Here is a 19,438-nt window from a genome sequence, read left to right as displayed (position 1 = left end):
GCGCCCGCAGCAGAGAAATGGGGTCAGTGGGAGAGGTCTTCGTAGAGAGCGAATGCCTCATCCGGCGACAGATCGTCGTGCACGACGCCTCGCACCGCTGCGAGCATGGCCGCCGGGTGCTCGGACTGGAAGACGTTCCGTCCCATATCGACGCCGGCCGCCCCTTCCTGGAGAGCGCGGTACGCGACGGTGAGAGCTTCCTTCTCCTGAACCTTCTTCCCGCCCGCGATGATGATCGGCACCGGGCACGAGGCGGTGACGGTCTCGAAGCCTTCCTCGACGTAGTACGTCTTGATGAAGCTCGCTCCGAGTTCCGCCGGAATGCGGGTCGCGAGGCGGAAGTAACGTGCATCCCGCACCATGTCGCGCCCCACCGCCGTCACACCGAGCACCGGGATGCCTGCGGCCTGACCGCGATCCACGAGCGTGGTCAGGTTCTCGATCGACTGCGTCTCGTGCTCGCCTCCGACGAACACCTGCACGGCGAGCGCCGCCACGTCCAGGCGCACCGCGTCGTCGATCGCCACGGCGACTCGCTCGTCGGAGAGATCCTTGAGCACCGAGGGCCCGCCGCTGGCACGCAGCACAACGCCCTTGCCGCTGTTCGCCGGAACGGTCGAGCGCAGCGCGCCTCGCGTGCACATCAGGGCGTCCGACTGCGGAATGAGCGGCACGATCGACCGGTCGAGGCGCTCCAGACCGGATGTCGGTCCCTGGAAGTAGCCGTGGTCGAAGGCCAGCATGACCGTGCGGGCGTCGTGCGGGTCGAAGATCCTCGAAAGGCGACTGCGCATTCCCCAGTCCTGACCGGCCGCACCCTTGAGCGGAAAGGACGCCTCCGTCGTCTGAGTGCCGCCGAAGTCCGTGCCTTCGCGGATGTCGTCGAGATCAGCCATGTACCGTACCTGCTTTCTGTGAGGTGTGTCGGGTGAACATTCGGGTGAGCCTGCGCAGCGTCGTGGCACCGGTCCCGGTGACACCGCTCGAGACGATGACGACGAGCACGACCAACAGACCCTTGAGCACGTTCTGCTGGCCAAGGCTCCAGCCCGCCAGGTTGAGCAGACCTGAGAGCATCACGAAGAACAGCGCCCCGGTCCAGACACCGGTGACGACGGGACGCCCTCCGGCGATCAGCGTGCCGCCGATGACGACGACCGCGATCGAGTCGAGCATGTAGGAGGTTCCGAGCACGGTGCTCGGCGCGATCAGGGCCGCGAGAATCCCTCCCGTCAGGCCCGCGACTGCGCCGCTGAGGAGGTAGACGGAACCTGAGACGAGCTTCACGCGGATGCCTGCCTTGGAGGCCGCCTTGTCGCTCTGACCGATGGCGATGACGCTCCGTCCGAACATGGTTCGCCGGAGAAGGAACGCGACGATGAGCGTCGCCCCGAGCACGACGAGGGCGATGGTGGGAACGCCGAGGACACGAACGTTGATGAACTCGCGCAGCCCTGCGATGGAGCCGCCGCGATTGGCATCGGCGAGGACGAGCACGACCGACGCGATGATCAGACTGGTCGCGAGCGTGGCGATGATCGGGGGCACCCGCAGCACCAGGATGGCGACGACGCTGATGAGCGCCGCGGCCAGGCCAGACGCGACCGCCGCGACGAGGCCCAGCACGATGCCGGACTCGGAGCCGATTGCGACTGAGACGTACGCAGCCATGGAGATGATCGCACCGACGGAGACGTCGATGTTTCCCGGGCCCAGCGTGATCACCAGCATCTGCCCGACCGATACGAGCGCCAGGAACGGTGCGAGCGTGAGCGCCTGCGACAGCGGATCGAACAGCGGGCCAGGGTTCAGCACCAGAATCGATGCCCACACCACGATGACGCCGAGCGCCGACCATGTCCACGCGGGCCAGGTGAGCCGAGCACGGCGGGAGGCCGCAGAGGACAGTCGGGACGAGGTTTCGACAGCACTCATGCGCGAGCGATCCGTTCTGTGATGATGCGCCCTGCCAGCACCGCGAGCACGACGATTCCCTGTGCGGCGGATTGCACGCTCGACGGAAGATCGGCGAAGCTGAGCAGCACGGTGATCAGGCCGAGAGTGACGGCACCGAGCGCCGCACCGATCGGAAGCGCCCGGCCTCCGGCGAAGTTCCCGCCGCCGAGGATCACCGCGGCGATCGTCATCAGCGTGAAGCTCCCGGCCGAGTTGATGTCGCCGGATCGGGTCTGCGATGCCAGCAGAAGCCCGGAGACGATGATCAGCACGGCCGCGAGCACATATGCGGTCACTCTGGTGGCGGTCAGCGACCAGCCGAGCTTCGTGAGTGTTGTGGGGCTGCTGCCCAGCGCACGCATCCGGGCCCCGATCCGGCTGAAGCGGGCGAGGTACCAACCGACGACGCACGCGATCGCGATGAACACGATCGGCGAAGGGATCCAGTCCGGCCGCCAGCTCCCGATCGCGCTCACCCAACCCGGCGTCTGTCCGCCAGGAGTGGGCAGCAGCTGCAGGCCGATCCCGAGCCACACGAAAGACAGTCCGAGCGTGACGATGATCGCGGGAACGCCTCGCTTCTGGATCACGAGACCGGTGAGCGCGTACGCTGCGACGATTCCGAGAAGGAGGAGCATGCCGATCACCGGCGCCGACTGCAGGGAGGTCGCGGCGATCACCGTCACGAGTCCGATCAGATTGCCGATGCCGAGGTCGATGTCACCGACCGACATGATCAGCATCTGAGCCTGGGCCGCGAACACGAGAGGCACGGACGACATCAGCATCAGGGTCAGGCCGTTCACGCTCAGAATCGCCGGCTGCATCGCGACGGCGATGACGAAGATGATGGCGAGGGCGATCAAAGACAGCAGCGCGGGTGAGCCCTGCGCCGCAGAGACCCGGACGCGTGTGCCGAAGGAGGTCGGCACACGTGGGTGAGACATGACGGTGGTCATTTGTCCTCTCCTGAGGTCTCATCGAAGGAATCCGAGATGATGCGCTCTGCGGAGATCTCGTCGCCTTCGAGCGCCGAGACGATGCGGCGAGCGCGGAAGACGTACACGCGGTCGCAGTGCGCCATCTCCTTGTTCTCCGTGGAGTACCAGACGACGCATCGACCGCGTGCGGCTTCCGCCTTCATGAGCGCATAGAGCTCGTTCTTGGTGGCCACGTCGACGCCTCGGAACGGATCGTCGAGCAGCACGAGATCCGCGTCGGATGCGAATGCGCGGGCGACGAGCATCTTCTGCTGGTTGCCTCCGCTGAGAGACGTGATCGGCGCAGAGGCACCGCCGCGCACTTTGAGCAGGTCGACCCAGTGGGCCGCGAGCTCGCGCTTGCGCCGACTGCTGATCAATCCGAAACGACTGATCACACGACCTGCCGAGATCGTCAGGTTCTCCGCAACGCTCCACAGCGGCAGGATCCCTGACGTCTGACGATCGCCCGGCACGTAGGCACGCGCGCGGGGCACGCGCACGCCGCGCCCGATCATCCGAGGGTGCCAGAGGCGCTCGAGAACCTCATCCTGCCCTTGACCGGCGAGGCCCGCCAGGCCGATGATCTCGCCCCGGTGAGCGGTCAACGACGCACCGACGCCGCTGTGGATCTCGGCGAGGACAGCCTGATCGGCACCGACACGAGCGCGATCGGCAGCCTCCGGCGCCACTCGTCTGATGGTCTCCGTGTCCGCCCGAACGCTGCCGCCCATCGCCACGAGCAGTTCGTCCTCGGTGACCGAAACCGCATCGAAGGTGTCGACCATCCTGCCGTCCTTCATCACGAGGATGCGGTCGCTGTTGTCCACGACCTCCTGCATCCGGTGCGAGATCAGCAGCGCACTCACGCCATCCGCGGTCAGCCGGCGCAGATGCGCGTAGAGCTGGGCCGCGCGATCGGCGTCGAGAGACTCCGTCGGCTCATCGAGGATGAGCAGAGAGAGGCGGTCGGTGCAGAGCGCACGGGCGATCTCGATCATCTGGCGCTGCGCCATCGAGAGCTCGCCCGTGCGCCGGATCACCGTGATGCCGTGCCCCGGGAACACGTCGTCGAGCACCGCGAGCAGGCGGCCCTCGGATGCACGATTCCAGGTGAATGGCCCTGTGGCCCGCGTTTCGGAGAGGTAGGCGTTCTCCACCGCCGTCAGGTCCGGGCAGAGAGCGAGCTCCTGATAGACCGTACGCACTCCGAATCGCCTGGCACGGTTCTCGGTCCATCCGGATCCATCATCGGATCCGGATGGAGAGACCGTACCGAGATCGGGCCGCTCACGCGCCGCGAGGATACGGGTCAGCGTGCTCTTTCCCGCACCGTTGTGCCCCACCAGGCCGAGTACTTCGCCCTGGGCGATCGTGAGGTCGACTCCGCCGATCGCCGTTGTGCTGCCGTACCGCTTCTCGAGCCCGCTCGCCACCAGCAGCGGTCTCAGCTCCGCGCGGGTCAGCGGCGGCGATGGGGCTTTCGCGCCTGTCACCATTGTCTCGTCCTCTTGCTCATCCGGTTCTCTGATCGCTATCGGATCGCCGGTGCCTCGGCTTCTTCCCCTGCATTGGCCGCATCGATCGCCGCGGCGATGCTCTCCTCATCCCAGGGGTATGCCGCGTACTCGTCGGCGGAGAGGCTCTCGACCCAGTAGTCGAGGTCGTCCTGCGTGATCTCGACCAACGGCAGGATCAGCTCTTCGGGAACGTCCTCCCCGGCCAGCTTCTCCAGTGCGACGTAGATCGCGGCCACGCCCTGTCCTGGGTCGGTCAGCGCCGAGAACGAGCCGTTGTCGATGCCCGATTCCTGCCAGTACTTCAGCGACTTGCCGTCGGTGTCGAAGACGACGGCGGGAGCCTCGCGGCCCGCCGATTCGAACGCCTGGACGATTCCCATCCCGCCGATGCAGCCGGGCACCGCCGCGATCTCGGGAAGCGAGCCCAGGATGCCGGTGATCTCCTTCTGCGCGGTGCTGCTGTCGCAGAATCCCTTGATCTCGGCGGCCACCTCGACATCCGGGTACTCGGCGAGGATCTCCTGCTGCCTGGCGTAGAAGGCCTCGTCCGGCTGCGATCCGATCACACCTCGGTTGAGCACGATGTTGCCCTCGCCGTCGATCGCGTCGAGAGCGGGCTGGAGCGACACCTCGCCCCACTTCGCATAGTCATTGCGCACGACCGTGGCGCACGGGGCATCCATGTCGGCGTCGAGCACGATGACGGTGATGTCGGCCGCACATGCCTCTTCGACGACGGGAACGAGCGCGGTCGAGGACGCGGGAATGACCATGAGAACATCCGGATCCTCCAGCATGAGGCTGCGGATCTGAGATGCCTGCTCGGTCGCGCTGTTCTCGCCCGGTGCGTTCACCGAGCTGAAGTCGCTCACGACACCCTGCTCTTGGAGCTCGTCCGTGACCTGCTCGACCTGGTTGATGAGCGTGAGACGCCAACCGTTCACGAATCCGTTGCTGAGGGCGATCGAGATCGGCTCCCCCTCCCCCGGTGCTGCGTCGGAGTCGGGCGTGCCTCCCGAGCAGCCGGTGAGGGCGAGCGCCCCGAGTGCGAGTACGGCGGCGCCGGTGCGCCATGACTTGAGAAACGACATCGTTGTGTCTCCTGTGGTTTCGCTGCGTTGCGTGGACGGTTGTCACCGTCATCCGGTACGACCGGTGGCGGTGTGATTGCGGGTTGTAACAACCAACTCATCATGACAAGTTGGTCATGACGCTAATATAGAGATGCCCGAGAGAGGTGTCAACATGAATGAAGCAAGCGACGCGCCGGAATCGAGTGCGCGACGAGTAGGGGGCCTTCGATGAGCGCACGGACGCTGCGGGACTACAGCCTGGATCGCACGTCGGATCGGCCGCTGTGGCAGCAGCTGGCCGCGCTGCTGCGTGACGCGATCGCTCACGACGCACTGCGCCCCGATCAGGCGCTCCCGTCGGAGGCAGAGCTCATCGACCAGTTCGGCGTGTCTCGTACGGTAGTGCGCGAAGCACTTGCGGCACTCGTACGCAGCGGCCACATCTACAAGATCGCCGCCAAGGGGTCGTTCGTGTCGCCGCCGCGATCGGATCTGAGCTTCATCGGCTCCAACGCAGGCTCCCTCGCCGACCTGCGGGCGACCGGACGCTCGGTGCACACGCAGGTAATCTCGCAGATCGAGGACGACGCCACTGAACGTGAGGCAGAAGCCCTTCAGATCTCTCCGAACGCGCGTGTGACGCGCCTGCGGCGGCTTCGTTTCGTGGACGGCTCGCCCTGGTTGCTCGTCGAGACGACACTGCCGCTGGACCTGTTCCCGGGCGTCCCGAAAGCGAATCTCGAGAATCGCTCCCTCTACGACCATCTGCGTCGCAACTACCGCACCGAAGTCTCAGGCGCTGACCGCTGGCTCCAGGCCGTGATTCCGAGCGCAGAGGAGGCCGAGCTGCTGTCGCTCGACCCTGGACAGCCCGCTTTGTCCATCGAGTCGGTCGCGTGGGACGCCGACGGCACGCGGATCGAGCACTACAGCGCACTGCACCGCAGCGACACCTCGCGCTTCTACGTGGGGATTCGGTGACGCGGGCGCACCGAGGAAAGTGACCCCTTGACCACCCTCGCCGCGGCCCTCGGTGACATCACGACCCAGCACACCGACGCCGTTGTGAACGCGGCGAGCAACGCGATACGCGGCGGCGGCATCGACGGCGCGATCCATCGTGCGGGCGAGCCGTGACCGTCTGGCGCCGCAGCCGCCGACTACCGCGCGATGACCGCCGCGAGCCCATCGACGGCCGACTCCGCCGACTCGGGCGGAAGATGCCCCGCGATGATGAGTTCCGCGAGCCCGTGCACGAACGCCCACAGCCCTGCTTCCGCGCTTGCGCGAGCATCCGGATCGAGCTCGGGAGCGACGTCGCGCACGATCTCGGCGAGGATCTGCTCGTTGGCCTCGATGAGCGGAGCCATCGTCGCTGACGGCTGCCCCGGCACGCACACCTCCGGGTCGAAGACGACCCCGAACCCCTGCGGATGGGCGACGGCGTAGCCGACGTACGCACGCCCGACCTCGCGCAGTCGAGTCGACGCATCCGACGAAGCCGCCGCTGCGCGCTGCGCCTCGAGCAGGCGCGCCATGTGATGTTCGGCAAGGGCCTTCATCAGCGCTGTGCGATCGGCGAAGTGGTGGTAGGGCGCGTTGTGGCTCACGTCGGCTCGCCGCGCGACTTCGCGCAGGCTGAGCGACGCGGATCCGCTCTCGGCGAGCATCGCGTCGGCCGCGTCGAGCAGCGCGGCGCGGAGATTGCCGTGGTGATAGCTCGCCGACGATCTTGACATGCGCAAGATTGTAGTTCATCCTGACATTGTCCAGATTGTGGGCACTGTCAAGATCAACCTTGGAGGCACCATGTCCGCGCTCGTCATCGACGGCCACCCGAACCCCGATTCCCTCACCGCGGCACTCGCCCGCCGCTACACCGATGCACACGGCGACGCCCGCCTGCTCGCTCTGCGCGAGCTCGACTTCGACCCGATCAGCCACTTCGGCTACCGCGGCGACCAGCCCCTCGAGCCCGACCTCGCCGACGCGCTCGACGCCGTCTTCGCAGCCGACCGCATCGTGGTCGCCACGCCGACCTGGTGGGCGTCGACGCCTGCGCTGCTGAAGGGCTTCTTCGATCGCATTCTGCTGCCGAAGGTCACCTACCGCTACCGGTCCAACGGCCTGCCGGAGGGCCTGCTCACCGGCCGCACAGGCCGCGTGATCATCACCAGCGACACCCCGCGCTGGATCCTGCCGCTCACCGGCGACACTGCGGCGAAGCAGATCAGCGCGAACACGCTGAGCTTCTGCGGCATCCGGCCTGTCCGCACGATGCGATTCACTAATGTGCGCCACGCGAGCGAGGCGACGCGGACCGGATGGCTCGAACGCGTTGCGAAGGCGGCGGGGCGGGATCGGGCTTCGGGAGGAGCAGTCGCCGGAACACAGGACGCCGCGCTGCTGAACCAGGAGCACAGACGAGTGTGAGTCGCGAGGTGCACGCGCAGACCCGGATGAACGCTTAGCATTCGAGGCATGAGCACCGGTTCTCTGCACCATCACATCCGGCGGATGACAGGCCGCGATCCGCACGAGCGCGGTCGCGCCGCGAACACCCTCGAGCTGCTGTTCGACCTCGTCTTCGTCATCTCGTTCGCGCAGGCGGCGAACGGCCTCGCGAACCTCATCCACCACGAGAACCTCACGGGAGGGCTGATCGGGTTCGGCTTCGCCATGTTCGCGGGGGTCTGGGCGTGGATCAACTACTCGTGGTTCTCCTCGGCATTCGATACCGACGACTGGCTGTTCCGAGCAGCGACACTGCTGCAGATGGTGGGCGTGGTCATCTTCGCGGTATCGATTCCGCAGATGTTCGCCTCGCTCGAGCCGGATGAAACAGGCCGGATGGTGCTGGACAACACGGGCATGGTGCTCGGCTACGTGGTGATGCGCGTGGCCATGCTCATCCAGTGGCTGCGCGTCGCTGTGCAGAACTCCGCCATGCGGCAGACAGCGCTGCGCTATGCGGCGGCGCTGGCGATCGCACAGGTGGGCTGGGTGGTACTGGCGTTCATCGAGACGACGGTCACCACCATGCTCGTCGGATCGCTCGTTCTGTACTGCGTGGAGCTGTTGGGCCCGGTGGTCGCCGAGCGGCACGGTCGCACTCCGTGGCACGCGCACCACATCGCCGAGCGATACGGGCTGCTTCTGATCATCGCCCTGGGCGAGGGCGTGGTCGGCACGGAGGTCGCCGTCTCGGCCGCACTCGAGTCGTCCGGATGGAGCCCCGAACTGCTCGTGCTCGCTCTCGCCGGCCTCACGATCACGTTCTCACTGTGGTGGCTGTGGTTCCTCATCCCCACGGGAGAGGCGCTGCACGCGCGCCCCGGCCGCGTCTTCGCATGGGGCTACGGGCACATCGTCATCTACGCCGCCATCGCTGCCATCGGCGCCGGTCTGCACGTCGGTGCGTACGCGATCGAAGACCCCGAGCACGTCGCCTCGAGCGGGGCGCTGCTGGCCATCGCCGTTCCGCTCGTGATCGCGCTCGTCGGCTTCGAGATCATGCGCAGCACGCTCATCGGATGGGCGCACTCCCGCGCCGAGACCGGCACGATGACGATCGCCGTCGTGCTCATCGTCGGCGCGGTGGCGATCACCGTCGCCGGCGCGCCCTTCGTCGTCGGCCTGGTGATCATCGCCGTCGCCCCGGCCGTGCAGATCGTCGCGGATGAGCTGTGGGGGCACCGGTCGCGCGCCCGGGCGCTGGAGCGGGTGGTCGGGTAGGGGGCAGCGCGGAGCCGCCACGAATCGAACCTCGGCTCCTGACATACTGCGATCGGAGCGGGCGTCACGGCCCCGCGCTCACTCCCACAGACATGCTCGCTGCCCTCCGCGACCGGTACGGCATGGATGCTGCGGTATCGGCGCTCGAGGTCGCACCGACGATTCAACGGCTCCAGGGCACTACTCCGCGCTGAAAACCGAGTTCCGCTCACGGACCGCGAGGTGCGCTTCCTGACGCGCGTCACGGCGGGAGCGGGGTGCGGGACACGGGAGCCTCCAAGGGTGGCTCACCCCGGCCCGCATATGCAGCACTGCGTCAGCACCGAACTGTCGACGACTCACTCGGCTCAGGGTCGGTGGGCTTGCGCTCTCGCTCCGACGAACGTATCCGCCGCCACCGCGGCCGCGCCGTGGGCCCCTGCCCACACGCCCAGAGACGCCAGCCGCAGCTCGGGCACGACGTGGAAGGTCGCGTTCTCCCGGGCGTATGCGACGGCCGGCTCGACCGTCCACTCAGGCGAGCGGGAGACACCCCCGCCGACGACGATCAGCGCCGGGTCCACCAGAGCGCTCACGTTGAGGATCGCTCGGCCGAGGGCGCGGGCGGCATCGTCCAGGACGGCGACCGCCGCCTCATCTCCCGAAGCCGCTGCTGCTACGACGTCTTGTGCGCTCGCGTCCTGGTTCTCGGCACCACGATCTCTCCAACGGAGCCCCACCTGCTGCCCGCCGATCGCGGTCTCCAGGCATCCCACCTGGCCGCACGAGCAGGTCACGCCGTTGTCGGCGACCGGGACATGCCCGACCTCGCCCGCGCCTCCGTGGGCACCGCGCTGCACTGAGCCGCTCAGCACGTGGGCCCCGGCGATGCCGGTGCCGAGCACGATCACGAACACCTCGTCGCTGCCCCGGCCTGCGCCGAAGCGAGCCTCGGCGATCGCCCCCGCCTCACCGTCCTGCACCGCCACGCCTGGGATTCCGAGAAGCTCGGACAGCACTTCCGCCGGCGCCACTCCGTCGAGCCACGGCAGGTTCGCGCTGCGCCGCACGACTCCGGTCGACGGGTCCAGCGTTCCCGCCACGGTGACGGCGAACGACTGCGCCGCCACCGACGCTGTCTCGAGGAAGCGACGAACAGAAGCGCCGAGCTCCGCCAGCGTTCCGGTCGGCACGGTCTCCCGAGAGAGCACTGCCCCACCCTCGTCGACGAGCAGCAGCTTCGTATGCGTGCCGCCATAGTCGATGCCGAGCGCGCTCAACGTTCTCCTCGCAGCACTGCCTTGATCGCGCGGGCCTCGTCGGCGTCCGCCGTGTGGAACACTGTCTCGCCTGCGCCGGCTGCGCTGCCGAGGCCGACGGCCAAGCGCTCGACCACGGCCCTCTTCGCCGACGCGTGCACGGCGTCGACCCCGGTGTCGGCCAGCGTCCCGGCGTTCACCGACGTCACGCCGGCGCTCGCCATGATCTGCACCCGCCCGGCCGCACGCTGCACAAGCCGGCGGAGCACCTCGACGCCCTCGAGAGCCGACGGAGCGCCCCCGGATGTCAGCACGCGCGTCACGCTCAGACCGGCGAGAAGTTCGATGCCGGCTTCCAGATCGCCGAGCTGATCGAACGCCCGATGGAACGTCACCTCTGCATCTCCGACGACCTCGCGCACTCGCAGCATGAGGGCTTCATCGATCACGCCGTCCGCGAGCCCGCCGACGACCACGCCCGCGACGCCGAGCGAGACGGCCCGCGCCGCATCCGCCACGATCAGTGCCTTCTCGCTCTCCTCGTACTCGAAGCCGCCTTCCCGTGGGCGCACCAGCACGTGCACTGGCACCCCCGTGGCCACGGCCGCTTCGATGAGCCCGGATGACGGCGTCACGCCACCGGTCGACAGCGCGGTGCACAGCTCCATCCGGTCGGGGCGGACATCCGCGGCGACGACGAGGCCCCGCGCATCCTGCACGGCGAGTTCGAAGAAGGTCATCCGTTCCCCTGATTCCGATGCCTGCGCGTTCATGCGCCGGCGAAGCCGCGCACGTAGCCGCGGTTCTGCAGCACCGCCGCCGACAGGTCGGGCCGCTCGGCGAAGTCGTCATAGGGGAACATCGGGCGCACGATGCGGCTGTGGCCGAGCCGTTCCAGATCCTGGTCCACCGGCCCGGGCGTCAGCGCGAGCGTCCAGCCCTTCGCGACGTCGTACAGGGTCGGCTCGAGATAGCCGATCTTCGTCACGACGATGTCCGCCTCGGTCGGCTCGAGCCCGATCGCCCGGAAATCGGCGACGTCGTGGTAGGCCTTGCGGAACTCCGTGACGACCGCCCGGATGCCTCCCACGCGGACCACGGCGATGCGGCCCGCGGCCGGGTCGCCCGCGTGGAACGACTCGAGCACGCCGGCGATGCGCACCGGACCGGAGACGCGGTCATCGACCCGAGCGCCGACGGTCACGTCGACCTCCGAGCCCACCGCGACAGAGGCCAGCGCGGCGACGCCCTCGTGGTCGAAGACCGACGCGACATACGTCACCGGCGCGTCCGCACCTGTCAGCTCGGGCTTGCCGAGCAGGCGAGCGAGCGTCCACGTCACGTCGCCCGAGCCGCCCGCGCCTGGATTGTCACCCGAGTCGCTGATCAGGTAGGGCTTCTCGCCCTCGTGCGCCAGCGCCGCCGCCACGGCCTCGTCGAGCGTGCCGGGAGGCCCGACGAACTCGAAGCCTTCTCGGGCGTCCCACAGCTCGCCGGCGATCCGCTCGGCCTCGGCCGTGATGACGTCGATCTCGTCGCCCGTGACCATGACTGTGGCGTGGCAGCGCGGCTCGTCCGCCCACGCGTAGCCGATCCACAGGCCGAGGTCGCTGACGCCCGGCTTCTTCTCGACGTCGTCGATCTGCGCGTACAGGGAGCGGGCAGGCTCGACCCTCGTCGATGTCTTCTCCCCCGGCAGCAGGATCGGCACCCGCACCCATGCGGTCATCGGTTTCTCGTCCCGGCCGAGCCACTCGACGAGGCGCGCGGCCGAGCGCTCCTTGGTCTCCCACGCATCCTCGTGCGGCGCGAGGCGATAGCACGTCGGCAGGTCCAGAGCGAGAGCGAGGGTCTCCGACATGTTGCCGTGCAGGTCCATCGGCGCGGCGATCAGTGCATCGCTGCCGACGACCTCGCGCACCGCGGTGACGAGGTCGCCCTCGGCGTCGTCCACGTCCACAACGCTCATCGCGCCGTGGATGTCGAAGTACACGCCGTCCACGGGGCCGGCCTCGCGCAGCCCCGCGACGATCCGCTGCTTGAAATCGTCGTACACCTCGCGGCGCACAGCACCGCCGGGGATGGCGCGAGCCATGAATATCGGCAGCCACTCGGCCGCCTCCCGCAGCGGCGCCCCCTCGGCGAGGAAGGCGTAGCGTTCGAACAGTGCATCTCCCGTCAGCACCGGGAAGTCGCGGTAGTCGGCCTTGTGGGCCGCGTACGCGCTCGACTCGATGGCGATGCCGACGATGGCGATACGGGGAAGGGTCATGTCAGATCTCCATGAGACCAGCGCGGGCGGCACGGCGCTCGCGCTGGGCGACGGGGTCGGGCGAAGGCACAGACGCCAGCAGTTCCTGCGTGTAGAGCTCGCGCGGGGCGCGCAGCACGTCGGCGGTGCGCCCCTGTTCGACGATGCGGCCAGCGCGCATCACGATGACGCGCTCGGTGAGCTCGTTGACGACGCCGAGATCGTGGCTGACGAACAGGCAGCCGAAGCCGAGTTCGGCGTGCAGCGAGCGCAGCACGTCGAGCACCTCGCCCTGCACCGACACGTCGAGGGCGCTCGTGGGTTCGTCTGCGACCAGCAGACGCGGCTTCAGCACGAGTGCGCGGGCCAGGCCGACGCGCTGACGCTGACCGCCCGAGAACTCGTGCGGGTAGCGGCCGGCCACGTCGGCGGGCAGACGAACGGCGTCGAGCAGCTCGACGACGCGCGCGCGGCGGTCGGCGCCCGACAGCCTCGGTCGATGGATCGCGAGAGGCTCGGCGATCGACTCGCCCACGGTCATCCGCGGGTCGAGCGACCCACCGGGGTCTTGGAACACGACGCCGATCTCGCTGAGCATGCGGCGTGCGCGGCGACCGCGCATCCGGTGCATCGGCTCGCCCAGCAGGCTGAGTTCGCCGGATGCCGCGGGCAGCAGGCCCAGCGCGAGCTTGCTGACGGTTGACTTGCCCGAACCGGATTCGCCGACCAGGCCGACGAACTCGCCGGCGCCGATGGCGAAGCTGATGTCGTGAACAGCCGGGACGTACCTGCCGTTCACGCGATAGCCCGCGGTGACGCCTGCGAACGAGATGACCGGCGATTCCGGCGCTTCGAACTCGTGTGCGGCGCCGGCCGCCTCGGCACCGCCGAAGGCGGCAGGCGGCAGGGCCGGAATCGCCGCGAGCAGACTCCGGGTGTACTCGTGCGTCGGCGCCGTGAGCACCAGCTCGGCCCGCCCGGACTCCACGACCTCCCCGCGCCGCATCACGAAGACGCGGTCGGCGAGATCGGCGACGACGCCCATGTTGTGCGTGATCAGCAACAGCCCGGTGCTGCGCTCGCGCACGAGCCGGCGCAGCAGGTCGAGGATCTCGGCCTGCACCGTCACGTCGAGCGCCGTCGTCGGCTCGTCGGCGATGATGACCTTCGGTTCGCAGGCGAGGGCGATGGCGATCACGACGCGCTGGCGCTGGCCGCCCGAGAGCTCGTGCGGGAACTGCTTGGCGCGCCGCTCGGGCTCGGGGATGCCGACCTTGCCCATCAGCTCGACGGCGCGCTGATGGGCCTCGGACTTCGTCGCGGGGGTGTGGTTGCGGATGGCCTCGGCGATCTGGGCGCCGAGGCTCATCGTCGGGTTCAGCGCCGTCATCGGCTCCTGGAACACCATCGAGGCGGCACGGCCGCGCAGCGAGTCCATCGTGGCGGTGTCGGCGCCGAGCACCTCAGTGCCGCCGATGGTGATCGACCCGCGCGCCGTCGCTGTGCGCGGGAGCAGGCCCATCGCCGCGAACGATGTGACGGACTTGCCGGATCCGGACTCGCCGACGAGGGCGACGACCTCGCCGGGTCGGACATCGAGCGCAGCGCCGCGGACGGCGTCCTCCTCCTGCCCGGCGAAGCGCACACGCAGGTCGTCGACGCGGAGGACCGCGGAAACGGACTCGGTCATGCCGTCTTTCCCTTCACGTCGAAGACATCGCGCAGGCCGTCGCCGATGAAGTTCAGCGCACAGACGACGAGCACGATCGCGATGCCGGGCGGCAGGATGAGCCACCAGGCGCCCTGGTAGATGAGACCGAGGCCGTCGCTGAGCATGGCACCCCAGTCGGTGGCCGGCGGCTGCAGGCCCATGCCGAGGAAGCTCACGTAGGCGACGAGCAGGATCGCGTCCGCGACCTGGAAGGTCGCGTTGACGACGACGGTTCCGACGGTGTTCGGCACGATGTGGCGGCCGACGATGCGCGTGTGCGAGGCGCCCATCGCGCGGGCGGCGACCACGTAGTCGCGGGTCTTCACCGACAGCGCCTCGGCACGCACCAGGCGTGCGGGCACGAGCCACGACACCACACCGATGACGACGATCATGATGACCACGCTGGGCTGGACGATGCTCGACAGCACGAGCAGCAGGAAGATCGCCGGGATCGCGATTCCGGCGTCGACGATGCGCATCATCACGGCATCGACGACCCCGCCGACGTAGCCCGCGATGGCGCCCCACATCGTGCCGATCACGGTGGCCAAGAGGCCGGCGAAGATACCGACGAGCAGCGATGTGCGTCCGCCGATCATGAGGCGGCCGAGCACGTCGTAGCCGAGCGCGTCGGTGCCGAGCGGGTGCCCCTGCTCGCCCGGCTTCAGATCGGCGATCTCGAGGTTCGTGTGCACCTGATCGGTCGGGTACAGCAGCGGCCCGATCGTCACGAACAGCGCCGCGAGGGCGAGGATGACCAGGCCGACGACGGCCAGCCTGTTCTGGGCGAAGCGTTTCATGAAGCTCACGCGAGGCCTCCCCGGATGCGCGGGTCGAGGACCGCCTGGATGATGTCGGCCAGCAGCGAGCCGATGACCGTCGCGACCGAGATGACGAGCACGCAGCCCAGCAGCACCGGGAAGTCGCTCGACTGCGCCGCGCTCCAGAACAGCAGGCCCATACCCGGGTAGTTGAAGAGCTGCTCGATCACGAGAGCGCCGCCGAACATCACCGGCAGCTGATAGCCGAGCATCGCGATCACGGGCGTGAGCGAGTTGCGCAGGAGGTGCTTGGAGAGCACGCGCTTGAACGGAGTGCCCTTCGAACGCGCCGTGCGGATGTAGTCCTCGCTGAGGTTGTCGAGCGCGGACGAGCGCATGTAGCGGCTGAAGTTGGCGACGAGCGGGATCGCGCCGGTGAGCACCGGAAGGATGAGTCGCGCGGGCTCGGCCAGGACGGCGGTGACGGTCTCGCCCTGCGGGGCGTTGGCCGGCAGGAGGCCGAGCGTCTGGCTGAAGATCATGATGAGCAGCATGCCGAGGAAGAAGCTCGGCGTGGAGTACGCGACGATCGCGAGCGCGGACAGGGTGTAGTCCGCACCGCGGTTGCGGCGCACCGCCTGGAAGATGCCGACCGGCACGGCGATGACCAGGGCGATCACCAACGACAGCCCTGTCAGCAGCAGGGTCTTCGGCAGGCGCATGCTGATGGCATCGGCCACCGACATGTTGAGCAGGTACGACTGCCCGAGATCGCCGGTGAGCAGGCGACCGAGGAACGCGAAGTACTGCTCCCAGAGCGGGCGGTCATAGCCCTGCTGCTGGTTGAACTGCGCGATCTGCTCGGGCGTGGCCTGCACTCCGAGCACGCCGCGCGCGGGGCCTCCCGGCAGCATCTGCAGCAGCACGAAGACGACGATGGTGACCACGAAGATCACGACGAGCGCCTGCGCGATGCGGCGCAGCAGGAAGAACAGGAACGGGTGGCGGCGCGGCCGCTTGCCCGCGACCGCCGCCTGAGCGGCGACGGTCGCGGGGAGCGAATCGGGAGTCGAGCTCACGGGGCTCTACTTCTCCCAGCCCCAGCGCTGCGGGTGGAAGTTGCCCAGCGAGTCCTGCTCGACGCCGGTCATGCCCTGGCTGATGACCGACATCTGGTACACGGGGTTCGGCACCCACATCACGGGAAGCTGCGTCGCGCCGTAGGCCGAGTACTCCTGCATCGCGGTCTCGTCGCCACCTGCGAGGGTGGCCTCGATGAGCTCGTCCATCTTCTCGTCGCTGTACGAGCCGAAGTTCGATCCGCCGCTGGTCGAGAAGAGCTGCTCACCGGTCGAGTACGCCGGGAAGTACCACGAGCCCGCGGTCCCGAAGAACGGCAGCTCCCAGGTGCACTCGGGCGAATCCGACTCGCAGGCGGGGATCGATCCGAGCACGGTGTTCAGCGGGGCCTCCTCGATGGTGACGCCGACGCCGGCCTCTTCGAAGGTCGACTTCATCGTGGCGAACATGTTGTCCGTCTCGGTGCTGCCGCTCTGGGTCAGGATCGTGATGGCGAGCTTCTGCCCGTCCGAGATTCCCTCACCGCAGTCGGCGCCGGTGACGCACTCACAGATGCTGTCAGAGCCGAGCGTCCAGCCGTTGTCCTCGAGCAGCGCGGCCGCTGCATCCGGGTCGAACGGGTACGGATTCTCCCGCTGCTCGTCGGAGAGGAACTTGTTGTCGGGGTTCTGCGGAACCGGGCCGTAGCCCGGGTTCGCTGCGCCGTGCCAGACCGTCTCGGCGATCGTGTCCTGGTCGATCAGCTGCTGCAGCGCCTGGCGCACGTACAGCTGCGAGTAGACCGGGCCCATCTCGGGGTTGTTGAAGTTGTACGGCAGGTAGGTGATCGCCCAGCCGTCCCAGTTGACCACGTCGAAGCCGAGGTCTTCGTACTGAGCCGAGTTGTCGAGCTCGTTTGTCGGGATGTAGCCGTAGTCGACCTCGCCCGAGCGCACGGCCGCGACCTCGGCGTCGACGCTGGTGAAGGGCAGGAAGTTGATCGTCTCGGACTGCGCCGCGTCATCGCCGTCATAGGCGTCGTTCTTGACGAGGGTGACCTTGCCGCTGTCGCTGAAGCTCTCGAGCGCGAGCGGGCCGCTCGTGGTGTCGAAGAGCGGGTTGCCGGCATAGCCGCCGAGGTCCTCGCCCTCCGCGATCAGGTACTCCCAGATCTGCGTCGCGCCCTCTTCGGACTTCGCCAGCTCCGGATCGGGAGTGCCGCCGTCCTCGGTGATGCTCCAGGCGTGCGCCGGGATCGGAACGATCAGGGTGAGCTGCGAGGCGAGCAGCCACTCTTCGTTGTACGAACCGTCGAAGGTGAGCACGACGGTCTTGTCATCCGGCGTCTCGACCGTGTCGATCAGGTCGGGCATGGCGCCGGCGCGGTAGCTGCCCCAGACGTCCTTGTTCGCCTTGACGAGGTCGAGCCAGAAGGCGACGTCGGCGGATGTGATCGGCTCGCCGTCCGACCAGGTGCGCTCGTCGAGCGTGATCGTGACCTCGGTATCGTCCTCGCTGAACTCGACGGTGTCGGCGAGGTCGGCCGTGGGAACGCGGTCGACGGCGTCGCCCTCCGAGCCGTCGTACGCGATGAGCGGCTCATACAGCGAGCGGATCATGGCGGAGTTGTGCGACGTCATCTTGCCTGCGGTGGCCAGCGGGATCATCCAGTTGGGGGTCGCGTTGGCGGGAAGAGCGTAGTTGACCTCGTTCGTGTCATCACCGCTCGCGGTGCCGCTGCCGGCCCCGCCCGTACAGCCGGCGATGAGCCCGACAGCTGCGGCCGCGCCGAGCGCGGTCAGTGCAGCCCTGCGGCCGCGAGATGCGAAGTTCGCTCGCATGTGTCCTCCTGGTGGATACCCGCGCGGCGTCGCGCGGCGATGGGATGTGGAGCAGTTCCGTAACTACGGTAGCCGAACTAAGTTCTTACGTAAATAGTATGAAGTGTCACGAATAAGTTAATCCGATACCGTAAGAAGTCGACGCGCACAAAGTATCGCTGCGAGGGGGCACCATGACGCGCACCAGCAACAGCACGGCCGAGAACCACGTGCTCGCCGTGATCGGGTCTGGCCGCGCCCGTTCGCGTCGCGACATCGCACAGATCCTGAACCTGTCGCCGTCGACGGTGTCGCAGCACGTGCAGTCGCTTTTGGCGCAGCGTCTGGTCGAAGAAGGGGAAGCCCGCGGCTCGACGGGTGGCCGCCGCGCGAAGGAGCTCCGCCTGGCCGGTGACGCCGACCTGATCGGCGCGATCGACCTCGGCGGCGCGCACGCGCGCCTGGCGGTCGTGCCGCGCGGGAAGTCGCTCGCAAGCAGCACGGAGATCCCAGTCACGATGAGCGACGGGCCGCGCACCGTGCTCACCGCGTGCGTGGATGAACTGCGCCGGATGGCCGGGGCGGCCCCATTGGCGGGCGTCGGAATCGCTCTGCCTGGCCCGGTCGACACGAACACGCGCGGCGTCGTGAGCCCGTCGCGCATGCCCGGATGGGCGGATATCGACATCAGCACGCTGTTGAGCGAGATCGCCGGTGTTCCCGCGGCCGTCGAGAACGACGCCAACGCGATGGCCATCGGCGAGCATTTCGCACACTCGCCGTCGGCGACAGCGTCGATCACCGTGAAGGCGGGCACCGCGATCGGTGCCGGCATCGTGATCGAGGGACAGACCTACCGCGGCGCCGGGGGCGTGGCCGGAGACATCACCCACACCCGAGTCTCGGCGGCGCACGATCGCCAGTGCTCGTGCGGCAATCGCGGGTGCCTGGAGACGGTCGCCTCGGGTGCCGCCCTCGTCCGTCTGCTTCAAGAGGAGGGCGTCGAGGTCGAGTCGACGACCGACGTGCTCGCGCTCGTGCGCGATGCCCACCCGGTCGCGACGCGCCTGGCGAGGGAATCCGGCCACCACCTCGGCGAGGTGCTGTGCGCCGTGGTCAACTTCTTCAACCCGAGCGCGCTGTACGTCAGCGGCGCGCTGACGTCGCTCGAACCGTTCATGTCCGCCCTGCGCAGCGAGATATACGAAGGCTCGCACCCGCTGATGACGCGGGACCTGACCATCGCCCCAGCAGCGCTCGGCGCGGACGCCGCGCTGGTGGGTGTCGCACGTGAGGTCAACGAACTGCTTGCGCGGTTGACGCACGGGTGA

General features: G+C 68.2%; 18 protein-coding genes. 5 read left to right on the top strand and 13 right to left on the bottom strand.

Annotated elements, in window-relative coordinates; genetic code table 11:
* Window positions 1-23 precede the first annotated feature (23 nt).
* From lsrF to DZG09_RS04885, 5 genes are read right to left on the bottom strand one after another with little or no spacing between them, the layout of a single operon-like run.
* Window positions 24-896 carry a 3-hydroxy-5-phosphonooxypentane-2,4-dione thiolase gene (lsrF, locus tag DZG09_RS04905; RefSeq protein WP_119696543.1) on the bottom strand — a complete coding sequence of 291 codons (873 nt, stop codon included), beginning with the start codon at window positions 894-896 and terminating at the stop codon, window positions 24-26.
* The gene (locus DZG09_RS04900; protein ID WP_119696542.1) at window positions 889-1,935 is read right to left on the bottom strand and encodes an ABC transporter permease; all 1,047 of its coding nucleotides are present in this window, start codon (window positions 1,933-1,935) and stop codon (window positions 889-891) included. The genes lsrF and DZG09_RS04900 overlap by 8 nt, the downstream gene beginning before the upstream one ends.
* Window positions 1,932-2,915 carry an ABC transporter permease gene (locus tag DZG09_RS04895; RefSeq protein WP_119696541.1) on the bottom strand — a complete coding sequence of 328 codons (984 nt, stop codon included), beginning with the start codon at window positions 2,913-2,915 and terminating at the stop codon, window positions 1,932-1,934. The genes DZG09_RS04900 and DZG09_RS04895 overlap by 4 nt, the downstream gene beginning before the upstream one ends.
* Window positions 2,912-4,435, bottom strand: a complete 1,524-nt coding sequence (locus DZG09_RS04890) for an ATP-binding cassette domain-containing protein (protein ID WP_119696540.1) — start codon at window positions 4,433-4,435, stop codon at window positions 2,912-2,914. The genes DZG09_RS04895 and DZG09_RS04890 overlap by 4 nt, the downstream gene beginning before the upstream one ends.
* A 35-nt stretch (window positions 4,436-4,470) precedes the next feature.
* Window positions 4,471-5,547, bottom strand: coding sequence for a substrate-binding domain-containing protein (locus DZG09_RS04885; RefSeq protein ID WP_119696539.1), 1,077 nt, complete (start codon window positions 5,545-5,547; stop codon window positions 4,471-4,473).
* Window positions 5,548-5,757: 210 nt separating this feature from the next.
* Here DZG09_RS04885 and DZG09_RS04880 point away from each other — a divergent pair, with 210 nt between their 5' ends.
* Together DZG09_RS04880 and DZG09_RS16970 are read left to right on the top strand one after the other, a co-directional pair.
* The gene (locus DZG09_RS04880) at window positions 5,758-6,510 is read left to right on the top strand and encodes a GntR family transcriptional regulator (RefSeq protein WP_119696538.1); all 753 of its coding nucleotides are present in this window, start codon (window positions 5,758-5,760) and stop codon (window positions 6,508-6,510) included.
* 27 nt (window positions 6,511-6,537) lie between these two features.
* A complete protein-coding gene (locus DZG09_RS16970; RefSeq protein ID WP_276116171.1) occupies window positions 6,538-6,666 on the top strand; it encodes a macro domain-containing protein in 129 nt (42 codons plus the stop codon).
* Between the two features lie 23 nt (window positions 6,667-6,689).
* Here DZG09_RS16970 and DZG09_RS04870 read toward each other — a convergent pair whose 3' ends face one another.
* Window positions 6,690-7,268, bottom strand: coding sequence for a TetR/AcrR family transcriptional regulator (locus DZG09_RS04870; protein ID WP_119696537.1), 579 nt, complete (start codon window positions 7,266-7,268; stop codon window positions 6,690-6,692).
* 70 nt (window positions 7,269-7,338) lie between these two features.
* Here DZG09_RS04870 and DZG09_RS04865 point away from each other — a divergent pair, with 70 nt between their 5' ends.
* Window positions 7,339-7,962 carry an NAD(P)H-dependent oxidoreductase gene (locus DZG09_RS04865; RefSeq protein ID WP_119696536.1) on the top strand — a complete coding sequence of 208 codons (624 nt, stop codon included), beginning with the start codon at window positions 7,339-7,341 and terminating at the stop codon, window positions 7,960-7,962.
* Window positions 7,963-8,010: 48 nt separating this feature from the next.
* Window positions 8,011-9,264, top strand: coding sequence for a low temperature requirement protein A (locus tag DZG09_RS04860; protein ID WP_205529062.1), 1,254 nt, complete (start codon window positions 8,011-8,013; stop codon window positions 9,262-9,264).
* 347 nt (window positions 9,265-9,611) lie between these two features.
* Here DZG09_RS04860 and DZG09_RS04855 read toward each other — a convergent pair whose 3' ends face one another.
* The 7 genes from DZG09_RS04855 to DZG09_RS04825 are packed head-to-tail and all read right to left on the bottom strand — an operon-like array spanning window position 9,612 to window position 18,128.
* A complete protein-coding gene (locus DZG09_RS04855) occupies window positions 9,612-10,523 on the bottom strand; it encodes an ROK family protein (protein WP_119696535.1) in 912 nt (303 codons plus the stop codon).
* Entirely contained in the window at window positions 10,520-11,242 is a 723-nt protein-coding gene (locus DZG09_RS04850) for a copper homeostasis protein CutC (protein ID WP_162893161.1), read from the bottom strand. The genes DZG09_RS04855 and DZG09_RS04850 overlap by 4 nt, the downstream gene beginning before the upstream one ends.
* A gap of 29 nt (window positions 11,243-11,271) precedes the next feature.
* Entirely contained in the window at window positions 11,272-12,774 is a 1,503-nt protein-coding gene (locus DZG09_RS04845; protein ID WP_119696533.1) for a M81 family metallopeptidase, read from the bottom strand.
* A gap of 1 nt (window position 12,775) precedes the next feature.
* Window positions 12,776-14,443, bottom strand: coding sequence for a dipeptide ABC transporter ATP-binding protein (locus DZG09_RS04840; RefSeq protein ID WP_119696532.1), 1,668 nt, complete (start codon window positions 14,441-14,443; stop codon window positions 12,776-12,778).
* Window positions 14,440-15,267: an ABC transporter permease gene (locus tag DZG09_RS04835; protein ID WP_119697397.1), complete on the bottom strand. Its 828-nt coding sequence runs from the start codon at window positions 15,265-15,267 to the stop codon at window positions 14,440-14,442. The genes DZG09_RS04840 and DZG09_RS04835 overlap by 4 nt, the downstream gene beginning before the upstream one ends.
* 5 nt (window positions 15,268-15,272) lie before the next feature.
* A complete protein-coding gene (locus DZG09_RS04830) occupies window positions 15,273-16,307 on the bottom strand; it encodes an ABC transporter permease (protein WP_476738594.1) in 1,035 nt (344 codons plus the stop codon).
* 6 nt (window positions 16,308-16,313) lie between these two features.
* Window positions 16,314-18,128, bottom strand: a complete 1,815-nt coding sequence (locus tag DZG09_RS04825) for a peptide ABC transporter substrate-binding protein (protein WP_119696531.1) — start codon at window positions 18,126-18,128, stop codon at window positions 16,314-16,316.
* Between the two features lie 173 nt (window positions 18,129-18,301).
* On the opposite strand from DZG09_RS04825, the gene DZG09_RS04820 reads away from it, so the two are divergent.
* Window positions 18,302-19,438, top strand: a complete 1,137-nt coding sequence (locus DZG09_RS04820) for an ROK family transcriptional regulator (RefSeq protein ID WP_119696530.1) — start codon at window positions 18,302-18,304, stop codon at window positions 19,436-19,438.

This window comes from Microbacterium halotolerans (assembly GCF_003569805.1).
Classification (GTDB): Bacteria; Actinomycetota; Actinomycetes; order Actinomycetales; family Microbacteriaceae; genus Microbacterium; species Microbacterium halotolerans.
The sequence above is the reverse complement of the archived record's forward strand: the minus strand, read 5'-3'. Positions and strand labels throughout refer to the sequence as shown.